Annotated in this window: 24 protein-coding genes; 10 read left to right on the top strand and 14 right to left on the bottom strand. The window is 38.2% G+C overall.

The window, feature by feature from the left end; all coding sequences use genetic code 11:
• Window positions 1-195: 195 nt before the first annotated feature.
• On the bottom strand, window positions 196-705 hold the full coding sequence (locus tag ACFOY7_RS05560; RefSeq protein WP_390250218.1) for a hypothetical protein: 510 nt from the start codon (window positions 703-705) through the stop codon (window positions 196-198).
• Between the two features lie 314 nt (window positions 706-1,019).
• On the opposite strand from ACFOY7_RS05560, the gene ACFOY7_RS05565 reads away from it, so the two are divergent.
• Window positions 1,020-1,532, top strand: coding sequence for a hypothetical protein (locus ACFOY7_RS05565; RefSeq protein WP_390250219.1), 513 nt, complete (start codon window positions 1,020-1,022; stop codon window positions 1,530-1,532).
• A 144-nt stretch (window positions 1,533-1,676) separates the two neighbouring features.
• A complete protein-coding gene (locus ACFOY7_RS05570; RefSeq protein ID WP_390250221.1) occupies window positions 1,677-2,222 on the top strand; it encodes a hypothetical protein in 546 nt (181 codons plus the stop codon).
• Between the two features lie 433 nt (window positions 2,223-2,655).
• Here the strand turns inward: ACFOY7_RS05570 and ACFOY7_RS05575 are convergent, their stop codons facing one another.
• Genes ACFOY7_RS05575 through ACFOY7_RS05615 form a run of 9 tightly spaced genes read right to left on the bottom strand, consistent with a single transcriptional unit; the run spans window position 2,656 to window position 11,137 of the window.
• Entirely contained in the window at window positions 2,656-3,480 is an 825-nt protein-coding gene (locus tag ACFOY7_RS05575; RefSeq protein WP_390250223.1) for a metallophosphoesterase, read from the bottom strand.
• Between the two features lie 31 nt (window positions 3,481-3,511).
• A complete protein-coding gene (locus ACFOY7_RS05580) occupies window positions 3,512-4,501 on the bottom strand; it encodes an ABC transporter ATP-binding protein (RefSeq protein ID WP_390250225.1) in 990 nt (329 codons plus the stop codon).
• Window positions 4,473-5,477 (bottom strand): ABC transporter ATP-binding protein, encoded by a 1,005-nt coding sequence (locus ACFOY7_RS05585; RefSeq protein WP_390250227.1) that lies wholly within the window; start codon window positions 5,475-5,477, stop codon window positions 4,473-4,475. The genes ACFOY7_RS05580 and ACFOY7_RS05585 overlap by 29 nt, the downstream gene beginning before the upstream one ends.
• 12 nt (window positions 5,478-5,489) lie before the next feature.
• The gene (locus ACFOY7_RS05590) at window positions 5,490-6,299 is read right to left on the bottom strand and encodes an ABC transporter permease (RefSeq protein ID WP_390250229.1); all 810 of its coding nucleotides are present in this window, start codon (window positions 6,297-6,299) and stop codon (window positions 5,490-5,492) included.
• 4 nt (window positions 6,300-6,303) lie between these two features.
• Entirely contained in the window at window positions 6,304-7,248 is a 945-nt protein-coding gene (locus ACFOY7_RS05595) for an ABC transporter permease (RefSeq protein WP_390250231.1), read from the bottom strand.
• Between the two features lie 19 nt (window positions 7,249-7,267).
• Complete coding sequence (locus ACFOY7_RS05600) at window positions 7,268-8,830, bottom strand: ABC transporter substrate-binding protein (RefSeq protein ID WP_390250233.1); 1,563 nt, start codon at window positions 8,828-8,830, stop codon at window positions 7,268-7,270.
• 16 nt (window positions 8,831-8,846) lie between these two features.
• Window positions 8,847-9,581, bottom strand: a complete 735-nt coding sequence (locus ACFOY7_RS05605) for an MBL fold metallo-hydrolase (protein WP_390250234.1) — start codon at window positions 9,579-9,581, stop codon at window positions 8,847-8,849.
• Between the two features lie 18 nt (window positions 9,582-9,599).
• Window positions 9,600-10,439 (bottom strand): MurR/RpiR family transcriptional regulator, encoded by an 840-nt coding sequence (locus tag ACFOY7_RS05610; protein WP_390250236.1) that lies wholly within the window; start codon window positions 10,437-10,439, stop codon window positions 9,600-9,602.
• The gene (locus ACFOY7_RS05615) at window positions 10,436-11,137 is read right to left on the bottom strand and encodes an HAD family hydrolase (RefSeq protein WP_390250238.1); all 702 of its coding nucleotides are present in this window, start codon (window positions 11,135-11,137) and stop codon (window positions 10,436-10,438) included. The genes ACFOY7_RS05610 and ACFOY7_RS05615 overlap by 4 nt, the downstream gene beginning before the upstream one ends.
• A 144-nt stretch (window positions 11,138-11,281) precedes the next feature.
• Between ACFOY7_RS05615 and ACFOY7_RS05620 the strand changes: the two genes are divergently transcribed.
• The 3 genes from ACFOY7_RS05620 to ACFOY7_RS05630 all read left to right on the top strand — a co-directional run bounded on the left by ACFOY7_RS05620 (window position 11,282) and on the right by ACFOY7_RS05630 (window position 14,197).
• A complete protein-coding gene (locus ACFOY7_RS05620) occupies window positions 11,282-11,479 on the top strand; it encodes a hypothetical protein (RefSeq protein WP_390250240.1) in 198 nt (65 codons plus the stop codon).
• Window positions 11,480-11,707: 228 nt separating this feature from the next.
• Window positions 11,708-13,636 carry an SGNH/GDSL hydrolase family protein gene (locus ACFOY7_RS05625; protein WP_390250242.1) on the top strand — a complete coding sequence of 643 codons (1,929 nt, stop codon included), beginning with the start codon at window positions 11,708-11,710 and terminating at the stop codon, window positions 13,634-13,636.
• A 267-nt stretch (window positions 13,637-13,903) separates the two neighbouring features.
• Window positions 13,904-14,197 carry a DUF4282 domain-containing protein gene (locus ACFOY7_RS05630; RefSeq protein ID WP_390250244.1) on the top strand — a complete coding sequence of 98 codons (294 nt, stop codon included), beginning with the start codon at window positions 13,904-13,906 and terminating at the stop codon, window positions 14,195-14,197.
• Between the two features lie 257 nt (window positions 14,198-14,454).
• Here ACFOY7_RS05630 and ACFOY7_RS05635 read toward each other — a convergent pair whose 3' ends face one another.
• Together ACFOY7_RS05635 and ACFOY7_RS05640 are read right to left on the bottom strand one after the other, a co-directional pair.
• Window positions 14,455-15,999 carry a methyl-accepting chemotaxis protein gene (locus ACFOY7_RS05635; RefSeq protein ID WP_390250246.1) on the bottom strand — a complete coding sequence of 515 codons (1,545 nt, stop codon included), beginning with the start codon at window positions 15,997-15,999 and terminating at the stop codon, window positions 14,455-14,457.
• Window positions 16,000-16,248: 249 nt separating this feature from the next.
• Window positions 16,249-16,869, bottom strand: coding sequence for a TetR/AcrR family transcriptional regulator (locus ACFOY7_RS05640; protein WP_390250248.1), 621 nt, complete (start codon window positions 16,867-16,869; stop codon window positions 16,249-16,251).
• Between the two features lie 177 nt (window positions 16,870-17,046).
• On the opposite strand from ACFOY7_RS05640, the gene ACFOY7_RS05645 reads away from it, so the two are divergent.
• Complete coding sequence (locus ACFOY7_RS05645) at window positions 17,047-17,835, top strand: SDR family NAD(P)-dependent oxidoreductase (protein WP_390250250.1); 789 nt, start codon at window positions 17,047-17,049, stop codon at window positions 17,833-17,835.
• A 213-nt stretch (window positions 17,836-18,048) separates the two neighbouring features.
• Here ACFOY7_RS05645 and ACFOY7_RS05650 read toward each other — a convergent pair whose 3' ends face one another.
• Complete coding sequence (locus ACFOY7_RS05650; RefSeq protein ID WP_390250252.1) at window positions 18,049-18,249, bottom strand: superinfection immunity protein; 201 nt, start codon at window positions 18,247-18,249, stop codon at window positions 18,049-18,051.
• A 152-nt stretch (window positions 18,250-18,401) separates the two neighbouring features.
• Between ACFOY7_RS05650 and ACFOY7_RS05655 the strand changes: the two genes are divergently transcribed.
• The 3 genes from ACFOY7_RS05655 to ACFOY7_RS05665 are packed head-to-tail and all read left to right on the top strand — an operon-like array spanning window position 18,402 to window position 19,206.
• Entirely contained in the window at window positions 18,402-18,533 is a 132-nt protein-coding gene (locus tag ACFOY7_RS05655; protein ID WP_390250254.1) for a hypothetical protein, read from the top strand.
• Window positions 18,534-18,552: 19 nt separating this feature from the next.
• Window positions 18,553-18,786: a DUF2500 domain-containing protein gene (locus tag ACFOY7_RS05660; RefSeq protein ID WP_390250256.1), complete on the top strand. Its 234-nt coding sequence runs from the start codon at window positions 18,553-18,555 to the stop codon at window positions 18,784-18,786.
• A 39-nt stretch (window positions 18,787-18,825) separates the two neighbouring features.
• Window positions 18,826-19,206 carry a hypothetical protein gene (locus ACFOY7_RS05665; RefSeq protein ID WP_390250258.1) on the top strand — a complete coding sequence of 127 codons (381 nt, stop codon included), beginning with the start codon at window positions 18,826-18,828 and terminating at the stop codon, window positions 19,204-19,206.
• Window positions 19,207-19,306: 100 nt separating this feature from the next.
• Here ACFOY7_RS05665 and ACFOY7_RS05670 read toward each other — a convergent pair whose 3' ends face one another.
• Window positions 19,307-21,067, bottom strand: a complete 1,761-nt coding sequence (locus tag ACFOY7_RS05670) for an alpha-glycosidase (RefSeq protein ID WP_390250260.1) — start codon at window positions 21,065-21,067, stop codon at window positions 19,307-19,309.
• Window positions 21,068-21,567: 500 nt separating this feature from the next.
• Here ACFOY7_RS05670 and ACFOY7_RS05675 point away from each other — a divergent pair, with 500 nt between their 5' ends.
• Window positions 21,568-22,878 carry a sugar ABC transporter substrate-binding protein gene (locus ACFOY7_RS05675; RefSeq protein WP_390250262.1) on the top strand — a complete coding sequence of 437 codons (1,311 nt, stop codon included), beginning with the start codon at window positions 21,568-21,570 and terminating at the stop codon, window positions 22,876-22,878.
• The last annotated feature ends 41 nt before the right edge of the window (window positions 22,879-22,919 follow it).

Raw genomic sequence — 22,919 nt, forward strand, 5'->3', positions numbered from 1 at the left:
CTTACTGGTTTTTTTTCGCATGAGAGTGATAGATAAGTATGATATAAGAGACATTGTTGCGGCTGAATCTCTTCAATTGGTGTTTAGACACTCGCTGTTTTGATCACATAATTATTAAAAGTCTATAATAAATGGAAGCTCACAGTCCCGGAAGATAGATGGACTGTGAGCCGCTTGATTGAAGCAAAGGGTTAGCTAAAACATGAAATCCCATTCTTCTAAATCTTTTTCTGCATCTTCTTCCACAAAATAGATGGATGCTTCCTCTAACGTGTAATTTGCCCCGGTATCTGAGGTATACTTTAACAATAGTGGTTCTTTAAAGTCCGAATCACCCCATGACAATAGGATTTCATAGTCATACTGATTATCATTTTGAGTAAAACTGCCAGAAACGTAATGAACATTTTTATACATTCTTCCTGTATAGTCACTGATGATGATCTGTACTTCCTCATCATTCTTCACTATTTGGTAATCTTGTTCTGATTCAGGATGCTCTACAGCTTCACTTTCCTGCTCTGTAACAAAGTCCTTAGCAGTAGAAATAATGATTTTCTCCTTACTTTCTGTCGAATCCTCTACTTCTGTTACTTCATCATTTGCTTTATCGCTTGCGGTATCCTCATCAGTTCCGCAAGCTGCTAATAACGTAATGGGTAATGCACAGATAAGTATAAATAATAATTGAAAGTGTCTCTTCATTCTTTAACCTCCATATTTTTCAGCCTTTTTTTATCTTAACATATATTGTTAATTTTTTTCGTGGAGTAATTGCAAAGGCGCTTCTTCGTTTAAACCCATTCCATTAAAGCACATCTTTCCCTTAATTTTATTTACAGGCAGAAGAAACTACAGTAATCTATTGATGAGAAACGCGGGGAAACACCGGAGGGTTTGCAAAAGAGCAATTTTCCATAGTTGTGTTTCGGAAGCATCCTTTCAAAGGGAAAGGCAGAACGTCGCCGTGCTGCTCAAAAAACGAATCGAAAGTTAGCACAAAAAGGAGTGAAGGAAGAATGATACAGTTTGAACGATGCAGTAATGATCATGATCTTGCCATGGTCAGTTTATTTTTACTTGAGAACAGGCATGAGCTCCACCCCTCCTTTACCACACTGGATATGGTTTCCCTGATTTATTCCTATGCAACACAAGGTCAATTCCTTCAAGTACTCGATTCAGCTAATCGGGTCATCGGTGCTGCTGTTTATTACCATGGAACACCGGATCAGCAGTTTGAAAATAGGGAAGTAGCTTTTGTGGATATTGCTGTTTTTGAAAGAGAAATTAGAGGGACTAGAGCCTTTCTTAATGGACTGGAATATATGATCAATCATATTGCAAAGTCACATCCTGAGGTAGAGGAAGTCCGGTTTGTTGCATATGCTGACAATACTTATGTATGTAAGCTGTACTCCAAGTTTATGGATGTGAACCATTCACGAGAAGGGAAACTGGGGAAAGAGATCATCTTTTCTCAGAAAATTAACAATATTAGCACTTTTCTTAAGAGATTTAATAAGATATAATATTCATGAGTAATATATTTTATTTTGTAAGGAGGGGAAACGAATGGCGCCACAAAAACCACAAATTAAAGATTTTCAAAAAGGCAATGGATTCGGACGAATTGTTAAATTAAATGATTCGTTAAGAGTAGCAGCATCGAAATAATGGATGTGGAATTTCGAACATGTCAATCAGAAATGGATGTTGAAGCATATACGAAATTTATGCTTCAGTATCATCATGAACTAAACCTGCCTTATTCCTTTGCTGTAAATCTTAGTTTTGTCAGTAGTCCTTTATTGTTTGGGAAGGCAATGGTTGTTCGGTCAGATGAGCCCTACGAAATTGTTGGTGCAGCAGGGTTTGTGTATGGCACGGGAGCAAACGACTATGAGGATCAACATATTTGTCAAATCGAGGTTGCTTTTTTACGTAAGCAATATCGGAATTCTTTTTTGTTTTTATATGGTTTGAACGCATTACTGGAAGAAATGAAAATCGGTAATCCCGGTGTGAAACAAATTCAGTTCTGGACCAGTGCCGGTGATAAGGATTTGGAAAGGCTCTTCTCCAAATTTAGTGCATTGCCAGGTTCGACTAAGTCAGTTGTTAATAACCTAGTATTGTACACGGTTTTGTATCATGAACTCGAAGCCTACTGCCAAAAATTTTCCCGAATAGTAAAAAGGCAGGATGCCCAAATCATGTGAATAAGATGTGGAGACTGGTAGATATTCTATCCAGTCTTTTTGGGTTAGAAATATCAATGAAATATGTTAGTTGAAAGATACCTTAAAAGCAGCCAAAATCAATAATGAAAGCGAATGGTGAATAGTGATAACAAAATATATATATTCATAAAAAACATATAGCAGATACAATTCCATTACAAACGAATGCTAAACAATCCCACGCAATAGTATATGCGAAACAAGCACTCTAAATACTGAGGTGAAAAATTCTCATGAATTTCAAAAAAGTCTGTGGTGATGTAACATAAGTGAAAAGTGGACCGGCTTTTCAGAGTATATAGGGACGGTTCCTTTGTTTCAAGCTAGAGTGCAGAGAATTTCTGTTGTCTAACACCTGGCCTCTGTGAATGAAACAGCAGCAACGTCCCATTCCCATACCAACACAGCAGGATTACCCATCTAACTCCATCACATAAAATGCATCATCCAATTCTTTTGCTAGATCTTTTGTTTGCCATTCATTATTGTTTCCTACACATGCACAAATCATGGTTGTTTTATCCGTATGTTCGATTTTCCTGTAATGGACATGTCCCATAATTCCATATTTCACATTATAATCCTCATACAATCTGCTGTAATGTTTACTGCCGAGAAATGCGTTGAAATAAGCCCATTTCTGATTAGGCATTGGTACAGTGAAGCTGGGATGTGTCAGCATATGTGTCATCATAATGATTTTTTTATCTTTATGGGTTTCTAATTCTTCTCGTATTTTCTGATAAAAATGGTGATGCATTTCTATATTTGTTCTATTCCAGTCTGTATAAATAAAGTCTTGCCATGTACGATCCATATAGTTGCCTTTATTAAAATCCGCTTCAGAAAAGGCAACATCACCAAATGAATAGTCATACCAGCCTGAATCACCAATCACTATCCATTCATCGTTCAGCTGATAAGGCTTGCCGGAAAGACAGCCATCCCATTGTTTAAAAGCCTCATAGATTTTCCAAGTATCTGTTACTTGGTTTTCTTTGGACCAATAATCATGATTTCCCGGAACGACGAATACTTTTATTTTGCTCTGTTTTTCTAAATCGTTTAAAAATTGAATACTGATTTTATAATCATTGGAAATATCACCAGCGATGAGCAGTACATCAATCTGCTCTTTGCTTATTTTTTCCTTCATGATATCTAAATAGCTTGAATCAGAAGGGACCATCTCATTGTTTACATCTATATGTAAATCAGATATTACGCCAAGTCTCACTTTTACCATCCTCCTCGGGGGTGCATGATTGTTAACTTGTTACTTTTACTTTTTCTGCTTGTTTGTACAGGTGACATTTTACTTGATAACTTTCGTTCCATTGAACAGGTTGTGGTCTGACTTCTGCACAAATATCCGTCGCTTTCACGCAGCGGGTATGAAATGGGCAGCCATGAGGCGGATTGCTCGGATCTGGGATATCCCCCTTCAATGGGACATGTCCCTGAACAGACTCCATGTGCGGGATGGCTGAAAATAATGCCTCTGCATATGGATGCTTCGGCTTTGCACCTATATGTTCCGTCTTTCCCATTTCGACAATTTCACCTAAATACATGATGGCAATACGGTCGCAAAAATATTGAACAACATTCAGGTCATGGGAGATAAACAAGTATGTCAATGTGTACTTATCCTTAAGCTTATTTAAAAGATTTAAAATCTGGGCCTGAACAGAGACGTCCAATGCAGATACACCTTCATCGATCACAATAAATTCAGGCTCTAGTATAAGAGCAGATGCGATGGCAACCCGTTGTCTTTGCCCGCCACTAAGCTGGTGGGGGTATCGATCTAAAAAGGATGCATCAAGTCCGACATCTTCAATGGTTTCCAGAATTCTCTTATCCCTGAAAGCTTTATCGCCAATGTTATGAATGGTTAATGGCTCATGAAGAATCCATTCAATCGTTTTTTTCGGATTGAGTGAAGAATAGGGATCCTGAAACACAATTTGTACATTCTTTCGCCATTCTTTTAATTGCTTTTTCGTAAATGTTGTAACATCTTTCCCTTTATACTTAATGGAGCCGCTTGTTTGTTTTAATAATTGTAAAATTACCTGTCCTGTTGTTGATTTGCCAGAGCCGCTTTCCCCAACTAAGCCAAATGATTCTCCTCTTTTTAGTGTAAAGGAAACACCATTCATCGCTTTCACAACAGGAGGATGATAAAAAATACTTTTTCGGTTTTGCTTGTAATGTTTATGTACATCATCTAATTCTATTAATGGTGCTGACATTTTTTACTTCCTCCTCTGCGTATAAATGGCAGGAAACAGATTGATTCTCTAAGTGTACTTCTTCAGGGGAGATTGTATGACAGACATCCATCCGGTGGGAACAACGATCAACAAACGGACAGCCGCCCTTGCGTTCTTTCAAGCCTGGCACTGTGCCGGGGATTGTATACAATTCCTCGCCTCTTTTGGTATGATCTGGAATCGACTGAATTAATCCTTTTGTATAGGGGTGCTTTGGTTCATATAATATGTCGGAAACTTTTCCTTGCTCGACAACACGGCCGGCATACATGACAACCACCCGATCACAAATTTGGCGAATAACTCCCCAGTCATGTGAAATGAAAATGAGTGAACTGTTTCTTGTGTTTTTAATATCTCTGAATAGTTCTAAAATCTGTGCTTGAATCGTTACATCCAATGCTGTTGTAGGCTCATCAGCAATAATTAACTGCGGGGAAGCAATAAGCGCAATGGCTATAACGATTCGTTGCCGCATCCCGCCTGACAGTTGATGGGGGTATGACTTATAAAGCTCTTCTGCCCTTGGCAGGCCGACTTCTTTCATTAAAGAAATGGTTTTTTCTTTCCTTTCGCTTTTCGAACAGGAACGGTGCTGTTTCAATACTTCTCCAATTTGTTTTCCCACTGTCAGCAAAGGATTAAGGGATGTCATCGGTTCCTGTGATATCATGGAAATGGCATCACCTCGGATTTTCTGCCACTCTTTTTCCTTCATGTTTACCAGATTCTTCTGATTGAATGCAATTGTTCCTTGTTGTATACTCGCATTCTTTGGCAGAATTCCCATGATGGCTTGGGAGGTTAAACTTTTCCCGCATCCCGATTCTCCGACAATCCCCAGCACCTCATTAGAAAACACGGAGAAAGATACATCATTTAGGGCATGATAGTCATTGTCTTTAAAGTGAAATGCAACATCTAAATTCTCTACTGATAATAATGGAGTAGCCACTTCTTAATCCCCCTACGCTTTTTTATCTTGTTTATCTCTGATCCCGTCTCCTAGTAAATTAAAACCGAGTACCATAATGGTAATAATGATTCCGACGATAATTACGTACCATGGTGCTGATGTAATAAATGGCTGTGCTTCTTTCAGCATGCGCCCCCAGCTTGGGTCTGGGGGCTGTACACCTAAACCTAAATAGCTTAATCCAGATTCACCTAATATCGAACCAGAAAAACTTAAAGATGCTGCAACTAAAATGGGTGATACGGCATTTGGCAAAATATGATGAAAAATAATCCGAAATGATCCGGCACCTTTTGCAATACTTGCCTTTACAAAGTCATAAGATTTGTACTGTATGAAGCTGCTGCGAATGATTCTCGCGAATGATGGAATACTCATAATCCCTAATGCAATGACAGTATTTTTCATTCCTGGTTCAAACACAGAAATTAACATAATGGCGAGTAAAATCCCGGGAAAAGCAAGCATGGCATCAATAAAGCGCATCGTTATTTCATCAATCCATCCGCCAAAGTATCCAGCACAAGCCCCTAGGATAAAGCCGAAAAATAGTCCGATCGAAACGGAAGAAATTCCAATAATAAAAGCAGTTTGCGAGCCTTCCATTACTCTGCTTAATACATCTCTGCCGAAATTATCTGTTCCAAACGGGTGTGAGAAGGAAGGGGAAGACAGCCGAACGTCTGGATTCATTTCATTAGGTCCGTACGGCGTATAATATATACTTATCAACATCATCGTCACTAAGAAAATAACAAGGATAATGCCAATCATAAATGGTATGCTCTTGAACTGTTTCATCTTCTCACCCTTTCGTTCTAATTCTCGGATCTACCACTCTGTACAGAAGATCGACAATAAAATTAATAAAAATAACAAGTACCGCAATGTATAGAACCATCGACTGAACCAGCGGGAAATCCCTTGAAGTAATAGACTGGATTAATAGATTTCCTAATCCCGGAAGTGCGAACACATTTTCAATAATGATACTGCCACCTAATGTATCTGCAATCGTTAAACCTAAAATCGTGATAATAGGGATTAAGGCATTACGTAAAATATGGCCATACATGATTTTTCTCTCTGTCAATCCTTTGCATCTCGCGGTTCGAACATATTCCATTTTGGACTGATCTAATATCGTGTTTCGTAGATAACGGATAATCACTGCAATATTGGAAATCGCAATTGCCAAGGAAGGTAAGAACAGGGACCGTAAAGCTCCAAAGAAATCCTCCGACCATGGGACATACCCATAGGTCGGAAATAGATTTAAAATGACACCGAAAACCAATATGATGATAAATCCAAACCAGAAAGATGGTATCGCAATGCCGAGTTGTGTAATGACAGACAATAGAACGGAAATCCATTTCCCTTCTGTTCGGGCGATCAATATACCTAAAGGGATACCTATAGCAATGGTAAGGGTAAGTGAAAGAATCGTCAGGGAAAACGTGACGGGTATTCGATCGATTAAAATCTCGCTAACTGGTAACCTGTATTTTAACGACTCCCCAAGATCTGCTTGAAAAAGACCGGAAATCCAATCAATATACCGCTCAACAGGTGGTCTGTCTAACCCTAATTGTTGCTCCAACTGTTCAATTTGCGCTTCTTCTGCCTCTATCCCTAGAATAATATGCGCCGGATTACCAGGTAACAGCTGGAAGACAAAGAAGATAATCATGGATACTAATAAAATAGTTGCAGCAAAGGTAGCTAGTTTGTAAAGAACATATCTCACTGTCAAGCCTCCTCTATTACTATTCCGTGAATTGTAGATCCTCTAAATTAAATTTTTGAATGGGATACATTTTTAATCCTTCCAAGTTACCTCTCATAGCGATCGTACGGTCCGGGTCTGAGATAAATACAGATACGGCATCTTTTGTTAGCATTCGTTGTGCTTCTTTGTAATAGTCCGCTATTTCATTCTTATCTGTTGCAGCTAACGCTTGATCGATGATTGCATCATACGCTGCATTATTATAGTTAATGAAGTTGCTGCCATAGTCACTTACATATCTTCTTAAAATTTCATATGGATCAAGCTTTCCGGTAAAACCAATAATAGTAGTATCATATTGTTCATTCTCATACACATTTTCCAACCATGTACTGAACTCAATCATTTTGATTTCTACATCAATGCCGACTTGACTCAATTGTTCCGCGATAACCTGAGCAGTATCCACATGGAACTGATAATCAGATGGCACGGTAAGCTCCATTTGGAAACCTTCTTCGTATCCTGCTTCTGCTAAAAGTGATTTTGCTTCATCGATATTGGTTGCATAGTAATCTTCTAATCCTGACTCATAATAGAATTCCATTGCAGGACTGAAATTGGAACCTAATTTTGTCCCATTACCTTCAGAAACTGTCTCAATAATTGTATCTTTATCAATAGCTAAATTGATCGCCTGACGTACTTTCACATCACTGTATGGTTCTACATCATTATTTAATGCAAGGATCTGCACCATATTCTGAGGGCCTGAAACAGTGTTAACAGAGTCCCCTAGTTGAAGAAGTGCTTGTTGTGTGATACCTGGTATCACATCAATCTCTCCAGCCTGCATTGCTAAAACAGAAGATTCTTGGTCAGGCATAATTTTGAACTGTACTTCATCTATTTGCGGTACTTTTTCTAGGTTGTAATAATCTTCATTTTTCACTAGACGTAATTCCTGTCCAACTTTATACTCGGCAAATTTAAACGGACCAGCACCTATTGGCTCAGTGCTTTGCTCTTCATATCCAGCAGGGACAATGGCACGAATATTGGCTGCTAAAAATGCGGAATTTTTTTCTTTTAAATGAATGACCACTTCATAATCTGACGGTGTTTCAATCGATTCAATCACTTCAAATTGTGAGACGATCGGCTCTCCGCCATTTAACCCGGCTAACTTTTCATAAGAATAAAGAACATCCTCAGATGTTAATTCTGTACCATCGTGGAATAACACACCTTCATTTAATGTAAACGTATAAGTTAAGCCATCATCAGAGATATCATAGGACGTTGCAATAGCACCAACTAATTCACCAGCTTCATCTGTATCCAGCAATCCATCAAACACGTTATCCATCATGGATCCTGTATCCGTTGCTGCAGACTGATACGGATCCAGATTGTCTATTTCCGTACTCATGGCAATTCGGACAACACTTGGTGAATTCTCATTCGTATCTGTTGCTTCACTTTCAGGCGTTTTTGCGCTAGCCTCGTTACCTTCCGAATTTTGTGAATCGGAACAACCAACTAAAACACAAGCAATCGTAAAAACAAGTAATAATGCAGTAAACAAACTTTTTCTCATTGGTAAGACCTCCAAATTATATTGTTATGGATAAACCTTCACATGCCATTTGTACTTTTTTATTACATATCGTATAAATTTCATCTGCCAGCTTGCTGATTTGTCCAAAATGGGGGAAATGTGTGATAATTACTTCCGCTGGTTTGGAACGAGTGATAATGTTACCAACATCTGTTGTATTCATATGTCCTTTCACAACTCCCTGTTGTGCCTGATAAAAACTGCATTCCACTAAAAGTAAGTCTGCATCCATCGCGAACTCCACGATCTTGTCTGTATAGCCTGTATCTGCGGTATAAACCAATGCAGATTTCTTTTCATTGACAATTTTCATTGCACAGCAAGGGATTTCGTGAAGATTGTCTGCGAATGTAATTTGTAATGGACCTATTGTTATCGAAGCCGACAAATCAATTTGGTGTATCCGCATAATCTCCGGGTATTCAAATGATAGGGCATCGATATCTTCTGAATAGATATATACATCTAGTGGTTTTGTTCGGATACCTAATTGTGTCTTGATCAACATGGCGTACTCCAGGCTGTAAATATCAGCCATATGATCGGTATGGGTATGGCTGATAAAGACGGCATCCAGCTCTTCGAGTTTGATTTGATTTTGTAATTTTGCGAGAGCGCCGCTTCCACAATCCAGTAAAATGTTCGTATCATCTTCTTGGACTAAGTAGCAAGAGGTAGCTTCATTTGCCTCTGGGTATGCGCCCCAATATCCTATTGTTGTTAATTCCACCTTCTCACTCCAGACGTTTTACTTATACTTTGTATTGAAAATATTGTAGTAGTCTTCCATTTCTAAAATGTTTGACTTAACATGCTCACCTCCTATAAAGGATATTTCATTCACAATCGCATTACAGATCGAAACGGCAGCGGTATAAGAATCCAGGAAGCTTTTTGATTTGTTTTTTGCAAACAGACTGAGGTCAGCATAATTGCATACAGGTGATAATGGTGAATCTGTCAATGCGATAACATACAAGCCTTTTTTTCTGGCAATCTCCAGTATTTTGATTATTTGATAATCATATCTTGGAAAGGCACAGACAAAAATAACATCTTGCTGTTGGAAGTTTGCTGTATATTCTGCTACCTCACCTTGTGGGATCAGTTGACTGTTGCCAAGCATATACTTCAGAACAAATTGCATGTAGGAGGTGACTGTGAGACTCATGCGCCATCCGCCAATCCAAATGTGCTCTGCTTCAATTAATTTCCTGGCTGCTTGGTTAATGTCTTTCTTACTTAACTCTCTGCTTGTAAGGATAAGGTTGTCTACTTCTTGAACGAAATGTTGCTCAAGCCATGTATCCTCTTGCATAACGGTTGTAGCCATTAAGTTCTTTACTGCTCTGTTATCCGCACAATTATACGAGTGAATCTCCTGTTTCATCTCTAAGAAACTTTTACAGCCGATGGTTTGGGCTAACCTGTGAACAGTTGCCTCACTAACCTCTGAAATCTCTGCAATTTTAGCTGCAGATAGGACGACTACTTCTTCCATATTGCCGAGAATAAAATGTGCGACTTTTTTCTGTGAGCTGCTAAGGGAATGGAATTGTTCTTGTAACTGATCATATATTGTTGTCATGCGAGAACAGTAACTTTCTCATAGAGATCTTTTACATTGCTGATTGTCTCCACATTAGATAATTCTTCAATGCCTTTGTTGCCATAAGGATTAATCAAAATACTATCCATTCCCACCTTCTTGCTTCCGACAACATCATCATAATAATTATCGCCAACATACAAACATTCCTCGGGGGAAACACCTGCTTCTTGAAAAGCATGAAGGAAAATTTGCTCATCTGGTTTTTCAATCCCGATTTCAGAGGAAATCACTGTATTGTCTAGATAATGGACAATGCCTGTTTGCTTTAAGACCTCACGGGCAGTGTTGTCCCAATTGGAGATCAGACCTACTTGAAATCCAGCTTCTTTCAATTTTTGCAATGTGACAAGCGTATCAGGAAAAGCTCTCCAATCCGGTTTGCCAGTTTCCGCTTTTCCGTCTGGATGTAACATTTCTTCTATAGGATCAATGCCTAAGTAGTTATGTAATGTTCGGTGGTATTCGAGCATAAACAGCTCTCGCTTTTTACCAAGCAATCCGGGATGTTCTCTCATAAAGTATTTGTCTGCTAAATGGTAGGCAAGAGCTATATTAGCAATGGGAAGCTTGACCCCGAAATCCTCCAGCAGTTCCTGATACTTTTTTTCTCGATTTAAATAGACAAGTGTGTAGCCTAAATCAAACCATATATATTTTTTTGAAATTCTAATCACTCCTCAAAAGTTGGATTTCCTTCATATTTTAAAAACGTGAACCATTTCCTTCACAATCAACAGTATAAGGCATAAATATTTTGTCGAAATAAAGCTAGTGTAAAGGTTCCGTAAAGGTTTTTGTGGAAAAAATGGTAATTGGAAATGCTTATATTGTGGTTCCCTGTTGATATAATAGGGTTGGTAACGAATACAAATATAAATCAATGGAGTGGCCGGGAAGCAGGCGACAAAACCTCTCAGATAAATTTTTTAGATAAACTGACAATACTAGTCAATGAAATAACTTGCTGCTCGCATTATAATAATATTGTTGTAATCGCTATCATACTTCATCGTTAATCTCATACATAAGAGCATGTTTTATTCACTGAGAGCCTTTGACACGATGTTTGCCAGGTCTGAACACCAGGTCAATGGAATAGTTCCTGCTTGAATACGAGGAGGGGATGGAGTACCAGATCTCTCACCACGATAAATTAAAGGAGGTGAATGTCCATACAAATTGCCATGGCATCCTGTTAAACAAATAAGATCAGAACTGCCAATGGAAGAGGGGAGAGTAATTAATTGAAAAAAATAAGTATCATACTTATTGTTAGCTGTATGCTTGTAGCAGCGGGGAATATAAATGCTATTCAGGCTGATGCTGCTTCAGAGTCGGAAAGTTATTACATCTCATCAAATCATAGTGGTAGCAATTTTGAAACGATAGACAGAGGGGAAGAGGGTTTGGAAAATATGACTGCACATAATAATGAACACACAGATGGTTTTGGTGCTCCGCTTAATTTCAGTACTTCCTCAACAAAAGAACCCAAAACATGGAAGTTTGACTTTGGGTCTGCAGAAAATGTGACAAATGGTTATATAAGCGTACCTTCTGATTTAGCATATACAAAAGAAAATGGATACGGGTTTTTGGGATTGGGCCCTGATGGCTATAAGGAGGATAATAGAAGTGACGGCTTTGTGATGCAGAAAGGGCAGGAGATAAAACTGCAGAATGTTTCCAAGCCTCATCCAAAAAATGCGAAACATGATGCAGTAGCGGTAACAGATCCAGGTATGCCAATCCGCTTTGCCGTAAATGTCCCCCCAAATACTTATTACAAAGTAAAAGTCACATTAACTGGGGCAGATCAAAACAAAGATGCTATCGTCAATTTGTTTTCTGAAAAAAGACGGTTTCATTTAACAGAAAGGGTTATTCCAGCCGGCACTAGTTTGACCTATGAATTTAATGTCAATGTCCAAAACACGTACTCCAAAGTAACAGGGACATATGAAGATACGATGCTGAATATTGCTGTCAGTGGTGAAAATGCAGCCATTTCTTCAGCCAGGATTCAACAGAAGAAACATGGGAAAACACTTTGGGTTCTTGGTGATTCCACAGTGAATGACCAATTAGCACCACTTCCTTATTTCAGACTGCAAAATTACTCCGGTGTAGGGCAAGCGCTGTCCAAATATGTAGGACCGGAGATTGCGGTATCGAATCATGCGGAAAGCGGATTAAATGCCTACAGCAGTAAGCCGCATTTTGATCAGTTTAAAGAACGAATAAAACCTGGTGATAGTGTCTTTTTTGAGTTTGGACATAACCATAAAAGTGACGGCCCGGAAGGTTATTATAATGGTATTTCCTATTATTATGATTATGTTCGCGACAAGGGAGCGAATTTCATTGTAGTAGGACCGGTAGATCGGCACAGGGCTTATCAATACGATCCAGCAACAAACACATGGACTTCCACTTTAGAAGGCTTTTCTGCAATTGGAAAACAATATGTGGAAGAAAAAGTTGCAGCAGGTGCGGAAAATATTGCCTTTGTAGATCTTAATGCACCTTCCCTTGCATGGTTTTCAGAGCTTTGCGAAATTTTGGGCAGAAAAGCTTCAAGTACGGATTATTACTTTAGAGCAATACAAGGTGGAGAGGTAGATGGCACCCATCCAAATGATGCTGGTGTAGATCATTTTGCTAAAATGTTCATCGATGGTGCAAATGCGATCATTAAGGACGATCCCGCCACACCGCAAGCAAAAGTGTTAGCTGATGTATTGGAAGGCGCAAGAGACGAAATGCCATATATTGTTCCTTCTTCTATTACAGATTTAGGGCCTGCACCAAATAGTGCTTACCCTGAGCCATATGAAGCCCAGGCTAATGAATATCCGTTAGCTATAGACAATGTAGAATTAGAGGAAGATGGTAACATATTATCTATGTCTGTAACAAAGCAAGGCGACCTTTCCACATATGGAAGAGGGATAGTCGAAGTTTATACGGCCAATGAAGAATTAAAAGGGACGGCATACGCAAATGAGCAGATTGATAATACATTGGAAGATACACAAACGGTCACCTTCACAACTGATTTAACGGTTAATGCTTCAGATGGCGATAAATTAAAAGCATATATAATGGGTTTTGAAGATAAACCTGGCTACCCGTTAACAGATGACCAGCTTTCTGAATTTTATATCCGTTAATCCAAAAAAAAAACAGGGGCGGTTCAAGTGTCTCATGATGAACGAGAACCGTCCCTTTTGGTGTATCAGCCACTTCACCCGAGAACTATAGCGATATTTACCAAATTGTTGATATATTTATAGGATATATGTATGATGGATGTTAGTGTTTTTAGAATGAGGAAGTTATGCTCAGTAATTTCTTTCAAACTTAGCAGGGAATTGAATTAATTGATAAAATTAAGTGCAGCAATGTCCGTGTATGAAATATATTTGGAGTTGAATAATTTGATACAGAAATTTCTAAGTTTTGATAAGATGATTACACCTACCATTATTAAAGTGGTATTCTGGATTGGGTTAGCTATAACCGTACTAACTGGTCTAGGCACAATGATTGCAGGTTTTAATTCCTATTACGGCAGTGGCTTTCAAGTATTTACTGGACTTTTAACAATTATTTTAGGACCGCTGGTGATTCGGATTTATTGTGAATTATTAATTTTGATGTTTAAGATGAATGATGCTTTACAAGATATAAGAGAACATGTGACGGTTAGTAAAAGAGATACGATAGAGTAAGTTTTTAATAGTATGTCTATGTAATGGTTACATAAAATTTGAATATTTTATACAAAACATTGTTGCACTTGATTTTGTTAATTAATGGAAGAGTTGGCTTGGAGAAGGCTCGCTTTATGTTTCTGAATACACCACTATTAACCTAGTGAACCTAAACATGGAAATAAGGAGGAGAAAAGGCCTCCTCAACCCTTTCCCATCTGAACGATCTCTTTTGCTTTTCTATCCTCATCAAAAAACGCCCTTTGCTGCATCTCTTACTTAATCTCACTTTTAAGTGTTAGAATCACATCTTCTAACTCACTAGTTAAATTATTTAACTTTTGAGAGACATCAAATGTAGCTTCTGTTAATTCATGCTGTCGCTCCGAAAATAGCATTCCTTCCTTTGTTCTTGTAAAAGATTGATTTGCTGATTCTGTTATCTCCTGAATAGATGAGTGAACTTTTCCTGAAGATTGGGCTAATTCCTCAGTTATCAATGAAACTCCTTGCACTTGTGATGCTACATGGTTAGATGCTGCTGAAATATGTGAGAACACCTTATTCGACTTCTCGGCAATTTTTAAACCATCTGTTGCAGAGCTTTTGACATTTTCCATTGAGTGAACAGATTGATCTGTTTCTAATAAAATCTTCTGGATGATCTCGGATATCTTTGTCGAGGACTTCAAAGATTGCTCAGCAAGTTTTCTAACCTCATCAGCTACAACAGCAAACCCTTTCCCGGAATCTCCAGCTCTGGCTGCTTCGATTGATGCATTTAAAGCCAATAAGTTTGTTTGGTCAGCTATGTCGGAAATAATACCGATAATTCCCTCAATAGATTGAGAGTGTTGCAGAAGTTCTTTTATTTTTTCATAAGATTCATCAACATTGTTGTGAATTTCTTTCATTTGATTTAACAGGTGCTCAATCAATTCATTTCCATTGTGAGCCTCTTCCGCAGTTGTATTGGAGTCTTTGGCAACCGTTTGAGCTGTGTCATTAATACTTTTGATCCCATCATTAATTTGTGTAATGCTCTCCCTGTTTTCTTGCATAATTTTCATCTGCTGCTCAATACTTGAGGAAACATCTGCTATTACTTTAGTTAATTGGGAGCTTTCGTTATAGGAATTCTTCGTACTGTTGGATAGTGTATCAGAAACTGTTGATAGTTGATCTGTTGTTGTGGCAAGTTTGCCAACAATTTCTTCAATAATAATCTTTCGCTGATTTCGCTGTTTTTCCTGATAATATTTCTCGATTTTTTTGCCACTATAAATTTGCCAGCTAACAGCACTTGAAGTAAGTATTAAGAAAACAGCATGCCATATAAACATAGAGAACATGTAATCTTCCACACCAAACACTATCTCCGGGATAAAGAATAATCCTGCAACATGTTGGACAGCAAAAATGATGGTCATAATGATAACAAGCTTAATTTGTTGATAATAACCGATAGCTGCTACAATCATAAACACACTAAAATGAAATTCTCCCCTTCCGCTTCCCCCGGATATAATTGCAATACTAGCAAATGTTAAAGCAAGCATTAGTAAATATGGAATGAAACGGTGGTTTTTATGCTTGCGATACAAAAGAAGACTTAGTATGTACAGTGCGACCGGAATAATTAATAAGATGGTAAGTGTGCTTCCAAATTGTGCTTCTATTTCAGATGCAGTAATAAACCTTTCACTACCGTGTGAGAAATCAAATAAATGAAACTTTCTCCCTAAAATGTTCACTAAGATGGCAAGCAAAATAGCAGCACCAGCCACCCAGTGCATCAATTTATTCCTTTCATTTCTCATAACCTTCCCCCTTCTCCCTAGCTAAGTTTATTGTAACTGTTCGTCAATACATTATTAACCAATTGCAGGGTAATTTCAACTATTTATTTAATTTTTCTAGGTTAAAAGAATTAGAGAAGAGGAAAGGGGAGGGGGGTCGTGCGACACAAAAAAGGAAAACAAGGGGACGGTTCTCTTGTTTCAGAATGTCTGAATTCTGTGTTCCTGTAGGTGAAATGGCAGATCCGTCCCTTTGCGCCCCTCAACTTATTACTCATTCGAACTTTGCAAGTAGGTTTGAATGAGGTTTGATACGGATTTGTCGTACAAGGCTTTTGCTGTTTGTAAATTTTCAATATGCCCTCCAAGATAAAGGTGAATTACCCCATGTAATGATGCCCATATTACACGGACAACTTGCAGGGGGTCTTTCTCCAAGATCAGGCCTGCTTCCATCGCCTCTTTAATAACCAAAATGAACTGCTCTAATGCTGTAGTGGTAGCATGGATACTTTCTTCCTCAGGTTTAAACTCAGTAAAAGCTCCCCCGAACATCAGCTGATAATAGCTCGAATAGTTGCGGCTGAAATCCCAGTAAGCTTCACATAGAGCTCGAAGGCAAGATTCCATATTATCCTGTCTGTTTACTGATTGGAAGGATGACGACAATATTTTACATCCATCCAGATACAGAAGCTTTATTAATCCATCCTTATTGGTGAATAAGTTATATATAATTTTCGTCGAACATTCCATTTTTTCAGCGACCTTGCGGATAGTGACTGCCTCAGGTCCTTGTTCCTGCAGGATCTTTGCAGCGGCTTCCACAATCGTCAGTTTAAGTTCTTCAGCATGCTGCAATTTGGATTGCTTATAGGTTTTGAAACTCATGTGATGTCACCCTCAAATCATTTGGATTTTAAAGAAACAGTGTTTCCACAACTGTACTATACTGTATACAACATAGCTAGTCAAACAGCTAGACATTAATTTCCACTTAGGATACAATGGTTTTAAATAGAAACAGTGTTTCTGTTAATTAAATGGACAACTGAAAGGGTGGATGGAATGAAACAAGTTAATGAAAAGTGGGCGCTTATCACAGGGGCTTCATCAGGAATAGGGGAAGTATTTGCTCATGAACTGGCAAACAAAGGGAGTCATTTGATTTTAACAGCTCGCTCAGAGAATAAACTTACAGAACTCGCCAAGAAACTTACTAAGAGGTATGGCATCCAAACAGAAGTAATTGTGACTGATTTGTCCCAGGCAGGTGCTTCGGCAAAACTTTATCATGAATGTATGGAGCGAGGGTGCAGTATTGATTTATTAGTGAACAATGCTGGTTTTGCTACACATGGATATTTCGAGGAACAAAACCTGCTCAGGAACCATGATCAGATGATGCTCAATGTCGTAGCACTCGTAGAGCTTACTCATTTATTTTTGCCAGAGATGCTGAAGAACCGGAGTGGTGCTGTCATTAATGTAGCATCCACAGCGGCATTTCAACCTAATCCTTATATGGCTGTATATGGTGCAACCAAGGCTTTTGTACTCTCATTTACACAAGCATTATGGGAAGAAAATCGAAAACGAGGTGTGCAATTTCTTACTTTGTGTCCTGGCTCAACAGAAACAGCCTTCTTCGAGGCGCTAGGTACCAACGATGCAGTAGTCGGGAAGAAAGTTACTCCTGAACATGTCGTAGAAGTTGCGCTCCATTCACTTGGGACTAGTCGTTCTTATGTGATTGCAGGGCGTAAGAATTACCTGGTCTCTCAGTTAAATCGCTTGGTTCCAAAAAAAGTAATGCTCCAGATGGTCAGCAGGTTGATACGGCCAACTCACAAATAAATCGAATAACAGTAAACGCCCGTGCAGTTCAAAGGAAACCCATCAGTTGTTTAATTCCACCATACGAGAAAAGCTGTACGTATAAATGGTAATCTCCTAGGGTTTACTCGATACCATAGTCAATATAAAAATGGGCCTCTCTTTTTGCTGCCAATAGTAAGTGGGAGAGGCCTGCCCTACATTGTCTTCTGATTATTCTGTTCAGCTAATGTTTCAAAAACGGACCTTACTGTTGTTTTTTTGCAATGCTAGATAGAGTGCAGCTAACCATCCGAACAGAGACCATCCCAGAAAAAAATTAATAAGGTATATTGTTATTTTGTTATTGCTATTTTTTCTAGCTGCCAGAATACTTGGAGTGAAGTAGAGAAAAATCATTGCGGCGGTAGCTATTATAATGGCTAATATCTCCATATTATCCTCCTTAGATAGTCTTAAGAAATTTACAACTAATTATAGCATTAACGAGTTGAATGTTAAATAATTACATTTTTTATATCTGCTATGAAACGTTTAATCCGTTTCACACGTATAACATACCAGGAAGGATAGGAAGGAGGATTCCCGTGTCTGATCCGTTTCTTATGGATAATATGATGTTCAATATGGTTCCTGTTTTTATTGTTATTATTTTTGTTTTCGTTATAGGGGGTGTTATATTTACAGCTGTTAAAGGGATTGGCCAGGAACAGGAATGAACAGTCTCCTAAGTTCAGTGTGCCGGCAGTAGTAAAATCAAAGCGAACTGATATTTCCCGAAGGTCGAATATACATAATGAACACCATCACTCTCATACCCATACGAAATATTATGTAACTTTCGAGTTTGAAAGTGGTGACCGCTCAGAATTCCATTTATCTGGTAAGGAATACGGTTTACTTTCGGATGAGGATAGGGGAACGCTATCTTTTCAAGGGACTCGATATTTAGGTTTTGAAAGGGAAAGGTAGGAAGACTGTCAAAATAATATTCTGATAAGGAGTTTGGTTATGTTTAAAAGGTTTTTTATGGTATTTCTGACAATGGTATTAGCTATTGTTGCTTTATTATTAGCAGCTAAACATCCAACAGGACCTAACACTGTTTCGTTCGAGGAGCCAGCAGCTTTGTTAATATCAGCCGGAATGTTAGTAGTGCTGTTTTTACCACCATTGATTTTGTCATTCTTTAATAATCTGGCGGTGAAGGTTATCTCTGCGATTTATCAAGGCTTTATCGTCCTTAGTTTTCTAATCATGATCCCAATAGGTTTTATTATTCCCAGCTATTGGGTAATCGCTAATGCAGTTGCAGGTGCTGTTGTTAGTATTGGCAGTATTATCGTGACGATTTTAGTAGGGTTGAAGAAAAGGAACGTTGCGGTCGATTAATAAATGGTCTGATTTATTCCCTTTTTTTCGGATGAGTGAAACGGGGGGGATGGGGCATTCGTAAGAGTAGCTCATTCCATTGTGCCCCAGCCGTTCTGTTCTAATTAGTCACTCTAAAACAATAGTACCCGAATGGTTCCACATTAACGGTCGCATCTTCCGTAAATTTAGACTTTTCCTTTGTAAACAATTCTTCAACCGTTCTGTTTGCCAACTGACTTATGGTAGTTTTGCTATTTTTATTACTATTATTTAAAACAAATATTAGTTGTTCTTCAGCAGTGGCTTTTTCATAAACAATCGTATTCGTTAAATTATCCACAGATAAAAAACGGAAAGTTCCTTTATTCCCAAATGCAGGGATGGTTCTCCTTAGTTGGATTAAGTTTTGAACAAAGGCAAATAACTGGCGGTCCTGCTGCTTTGTATCCCAAACCATACAAGCACGGCAACCGGGATCTTCCCCGCCGGTCATACCCACTTCATCCCCGTAATAGATACACGGTGTACCAATAAACGACAATTGGAAAAGGTATAACAGCTTAACAAGTTTTTTATTATTGTTTGCCAAGGTGAGTATTCTTGGCGTGTCATGACTGTCCAGTAAATTAAACGAAACTTCATTCACATTGGCAGGATACATATGCAATATGCTTGTCAGGTTATTAGCGAAATCTTCTGCCGTTATTTTCTGTTTGGCAAAGAAGTCCACAGCACTGTTCGTGAATGGATAATTCATTACGGCATCAAACTGATCCCCTTGCAGCCACGGCATAGAGTCATGCCAGATTTCTCCTAAGATATAGGTGCTAGGTTTAATGGACTTAACCACCTTTCGGAAATCACGCCAAAAAGCATGATCAACTTCATTGGCGACATCTAATCGCCAGCCATCAATATCAAACTCCTCAATCCAATAACGGGCAACATCTAATAAGTATTTCTTCACCTCTGGATTTGTTGTATTCAACTTTGGCATTGATGCAACAAATCCGAAGGCATCATAATTTGGATACCCACCAGCTTTTACTGGAAATTCCCAAAGATGAAACCAGTCTTTGTACGGAGATCTTTCTTGTTTCTCTAACACATCTTGAAAGGGTTGAAAATAATATCCACTATGATTAAAGACAGCATCCAGCATCACTTTAATACCACGTTTATGGCACTCTTTTACCAATTTTTTAAATGTTTCTTTATCCCCAAATTGAGGATCAATCTCAAAGTAATCAATCGTATCGTACTTATGATTCGAATATGCCTTAAATATCGGTGTGAAATAAATCCCGGTGATACCTAGATTCTGCAAATAATCCAAGTTATCCATTACACCTTGAAAATCACCACCAAAGAGATTAGTTGGTGTCGGATCTGTACTGCCCCATGGTAATGTACCGGCTGGGTTTAATAAGGAATCTCCGTTAGCAAAACGTTCAGGGAAGATTTGATACCAAACTGTATCTTTTACCCAATCAGGTGCTTGAAAAATATCTACCTCATGTAAATATGGAAAACAAAAATAATGGCTAATATCGGCAGGGATTGAATCATAAAAGCCTCTTTCAGTCACAATACCTTCATTTTTCTGTGTGTCTGTACAGCGGAAACCATAGCGAAGTCGGCGAAATTCCGGTGTTACGGATATTTTCCAGTAATCTATCCGTTTAGTTGATCCGGATTTAATCATTTGTTTTGTTTTGTATTGCCATTTGTCCTCTTTAAAATCATATGGATCAGCAAATAGTAGCTCAACACTTTCCATATCATCCTTTTTCGTTTCTAACATAATATCTATTGTTTCTTTATCTCTCGCATAAACATATTGGTTAATTGCTCTGTGGTTAATCGCCTCGATAAACATATGGTATAGACTCTCCTTTTTTGAGTTATTTTCTGTACGTTTATAAACAGCCCCTAAATAGTATCCTGGGCACAATTCCTCTTGTTAACAGGGCAGCCATTAATTCGGATGGCAATAAGGAAATCATTAATAAGATGACAAGAATAAGCGCAATCGTTTTCCTTTAATTACCGAGTTTTGTAAACAAATTATTTCATCTATTCTCCTTTTCCAAAACAAACAACCCCGGCTTTTACATAAAAGCCGGGGTTGTTTGTAATAAATACAAAAGCAGCGCCCTCAATTTGTATCCTTGTATTTATCGTAGCTGTTATCAATATTATTACAACAAATGAAAAGTTATGTCAATACATTTTAATTTTTAAAGAAAGACATATAATGTAGAAAAAATTAATTAAAAATTTTACAAGAAAACGCTTGCTTATAGAATTGACCCTATGTATAATTAGACACAATAAAGCGCAATCGATTGCGCAAATATTTAAAAGGGGAGAGATTATATGAGAAGCACAAAATTTTTCTTAGTTTTATTTATGTTATTATTTGCAATCGTTATCATTTCGGCGTGTGCTCCAGACAGAGAAGAAGAAACTAATACAGAAACTAATGGAGAAGATACATCAGAAGAGACCAAAGAAGGATCAAGTGATTCTTCCGATGCAGCTAAACCTGATGAACTTACTATTTGGGCAAATGACGAAGAAGAACAATTAGAAGCTATTGAAAAATTGGCAGCAGATTATGAGGAACAGAATGACATTACTGTTAATGTAGTGGCTAAATCAATGTTAGAACAATTAGATGAATTATCACTAGCTGGACCAGAAGGAAGAGGACCTGATCTATTTTTCCAGCCTCACGATCGAATAGGTGATATTGTAGCGCAAGGACTAGCGCAGCCTCTCGAAATTGCTGAAGAAGATGCGAGTGGATATAGTGAGGCATCGCTTCAATCTGTACAGTATGAATTTGACAGTAAAACAGATTTTTATGGTGTGCCAGCGGTAATTGAAACTTACGGAATCTTTTATAATAAGGATATTATGGAAGCGCCGGAGACAATTGATGACTTAAAAACGTCATTAGAAGAAAATACAGATCCATCAAATGATCAATTCGGATTTTTAATGAGACCAAATGATTTATATTTTGCCTATCCATTTTTCAAAACGAATGGTGGTTATATATTTGGAGGAGAAAATGGGTCCTATGATACAACGGATATAGGGTTAGCAAATGAGGGAGCTATTGAGGGCGGTGAATTATTCCAATCGTTCTTTGGCAATGGATTGATTCCAACATCTACTACTTCAGATGTTATTGACGGTCTATTTACTGAAGGGAAAGTCGGTGCTGTTATTAATGGTCCTTGGAGCATTCCAAGTTATACAGAAGCTTTAGGTGATAGCCTGGGATTTGTACCTTTCCCTGACATTAATGGCCAGGAAGCCCAATCACTTGTAGGGGTAAAAGCATGGATGGTTTCGTTTTATTCTGATAATCCTGAATGGGCCACAGACTTAGCATTATTTATAACGAACGAAGAAAATCAAAAATACTACTTTGATGTTGCTGGTGAATTACCGACAAATACAAATGCACTTGAGTCTATTGATAATCCAATTTTCAGTACATTTAGTCAACAGATAGAAAATGGTGTTCCAATGCCAAGTACACCACAAATGTCTCAGGTCTGGGAACCGATGAATAATGCATTACAGTTCATCGCTGAAGGAGAAGACCCTTCTTCCGTATTACCGGAAGCAGTAGAGCAAATTGAAATAAATATTGACGCAAGTGGTGCTCAATAAAACACTCATAGGGAAGATTAAACTCTTCCCTATCATTTTTT

It is taken from the genome of Gracilibacillus xinjiangensis, assembly GCF_042651765.1.
GTDB classification, from domain to species: domain Bacteria; phylum Bacillota; class Bacilli; order Bacillales; family Amphibacillaceae; genus Gracilibacillus; species Gracilibacillus xinjiangensis.

What these genes read in the sequence shown, in the direction of transcription:
- ACFOY7_RS05560 (WP_390250218.1), bottom strand. Translation starts at nt 705, where the DNA reads ATGAAGAGACACTTTCAATTATTATTTATACTTATCTGTGCATTACCC.
- ACFOY7_RS05565 (WP_390250219.1), top strand. Translation starts at nt 1,020, where the DNA reads ATGATACAGTTTGAACGATGCAGTAATGATCATGATCTTGCCATGGTC.
- ACFOY7_RS05570 (WP_390250221.1), top strand. Translation starts at nt 1,677, where the DNA reads ATGGATGTGGAATTTCGAACATGTCAATCAGAAATGGATGTTGAAGCA.
- ACFOY7_RS05580 (WP_390250225.1), bottom strand. Translation starts at nt 4,501, where the DNA reads ATGTCAGCACCATTAATAGAATTAGATGATGTACATAAACATTACAAG.
- ACFOY7_RS05590 (WP_390250229.1), bottom strand. Translation starts at nt 6,299, where the DNA reads ATGAAACAGTTCAAGAGCATACCATTTATGATTGGCATTATCCTTGTT.
- ACFOY7_RS05600 (WP_390250233.1), bottom strand. Translation starts at nt 8,830, where the DNA reads ATGAGAAAAAGTTTGTTTACTGCATTATTACTTGTTTTTACGATTGCT.
- ACFOY7_RS05610 (WP_390250236.1), bottom strand. Translation starts at nt 10,439, where the DNA reads ATGACAACAATATATGATCAGTTACAAGAACAATTCCATTCCCTTAGC.
- ACFOY7_RS05620 (WP_390250240.1), top strand. Translation starts at nt 11,282, where the DNA reads ATGCTTATATTGTGGTTCCCTGTTGATATAATAGGGTTGGTAACGAAT.
- ACFOY7_RS05635 (WP_390250246.1), bottom strand. Translation starts at nt 15,999, where the DNA reads ATGAGAAATGAAAGGAATAAATTGATGCACTGGGTGGCTGGTGCTGCT.
- ACFOY7_RS05640 (WP_390250248.1), bottom strand. Translation starts at nt 16,869, where the DNA reads ATGAGTTTCAAAACCTATAAGCAATCCAAATTGCAGCATGCTGAAGAA.
- ACFOY7_RS05645 (WP_390250250.1), top strand. Translation starts at nt 17,047, where the DNA reads ATGAAACAAGTTAATGAAAAGTGGGCGCTTATCACAGGGGCTTCATCA.
- ACFOY7_RS05650 (WP_390250252.1), bottom strand. Translation starts at nt 18,249, where the DNA reads ATGGAGATATTAGCCATTATAATAGCTACCGCCGCAATGATTTTTCTC.
- ACFOY7_RS05665 (WP_390250258.1), top strand. Translation starts at nt 18,826, where the DNA reads ATGTTTAAAAGGTTTTTTATGGTATTTCTGACAATGGTATTAGCTATT.
- ACFOY7_RS05670 (WP_390250260.1), bottom strand. Translation starts at nt 21,067, where the DNA reads ATGTTTATCGAGGCGATTAACCACAGAGCAATTAACCAATATGTTTAT.
- ACFOY7_RS05675 (WP_390250262.1), top strand. Translation starts at nt 21,568, where the DNA reads ATGAGAAGCACAAAATTTTTCTTAGTTTTATTTATGTTATTATTTGCA.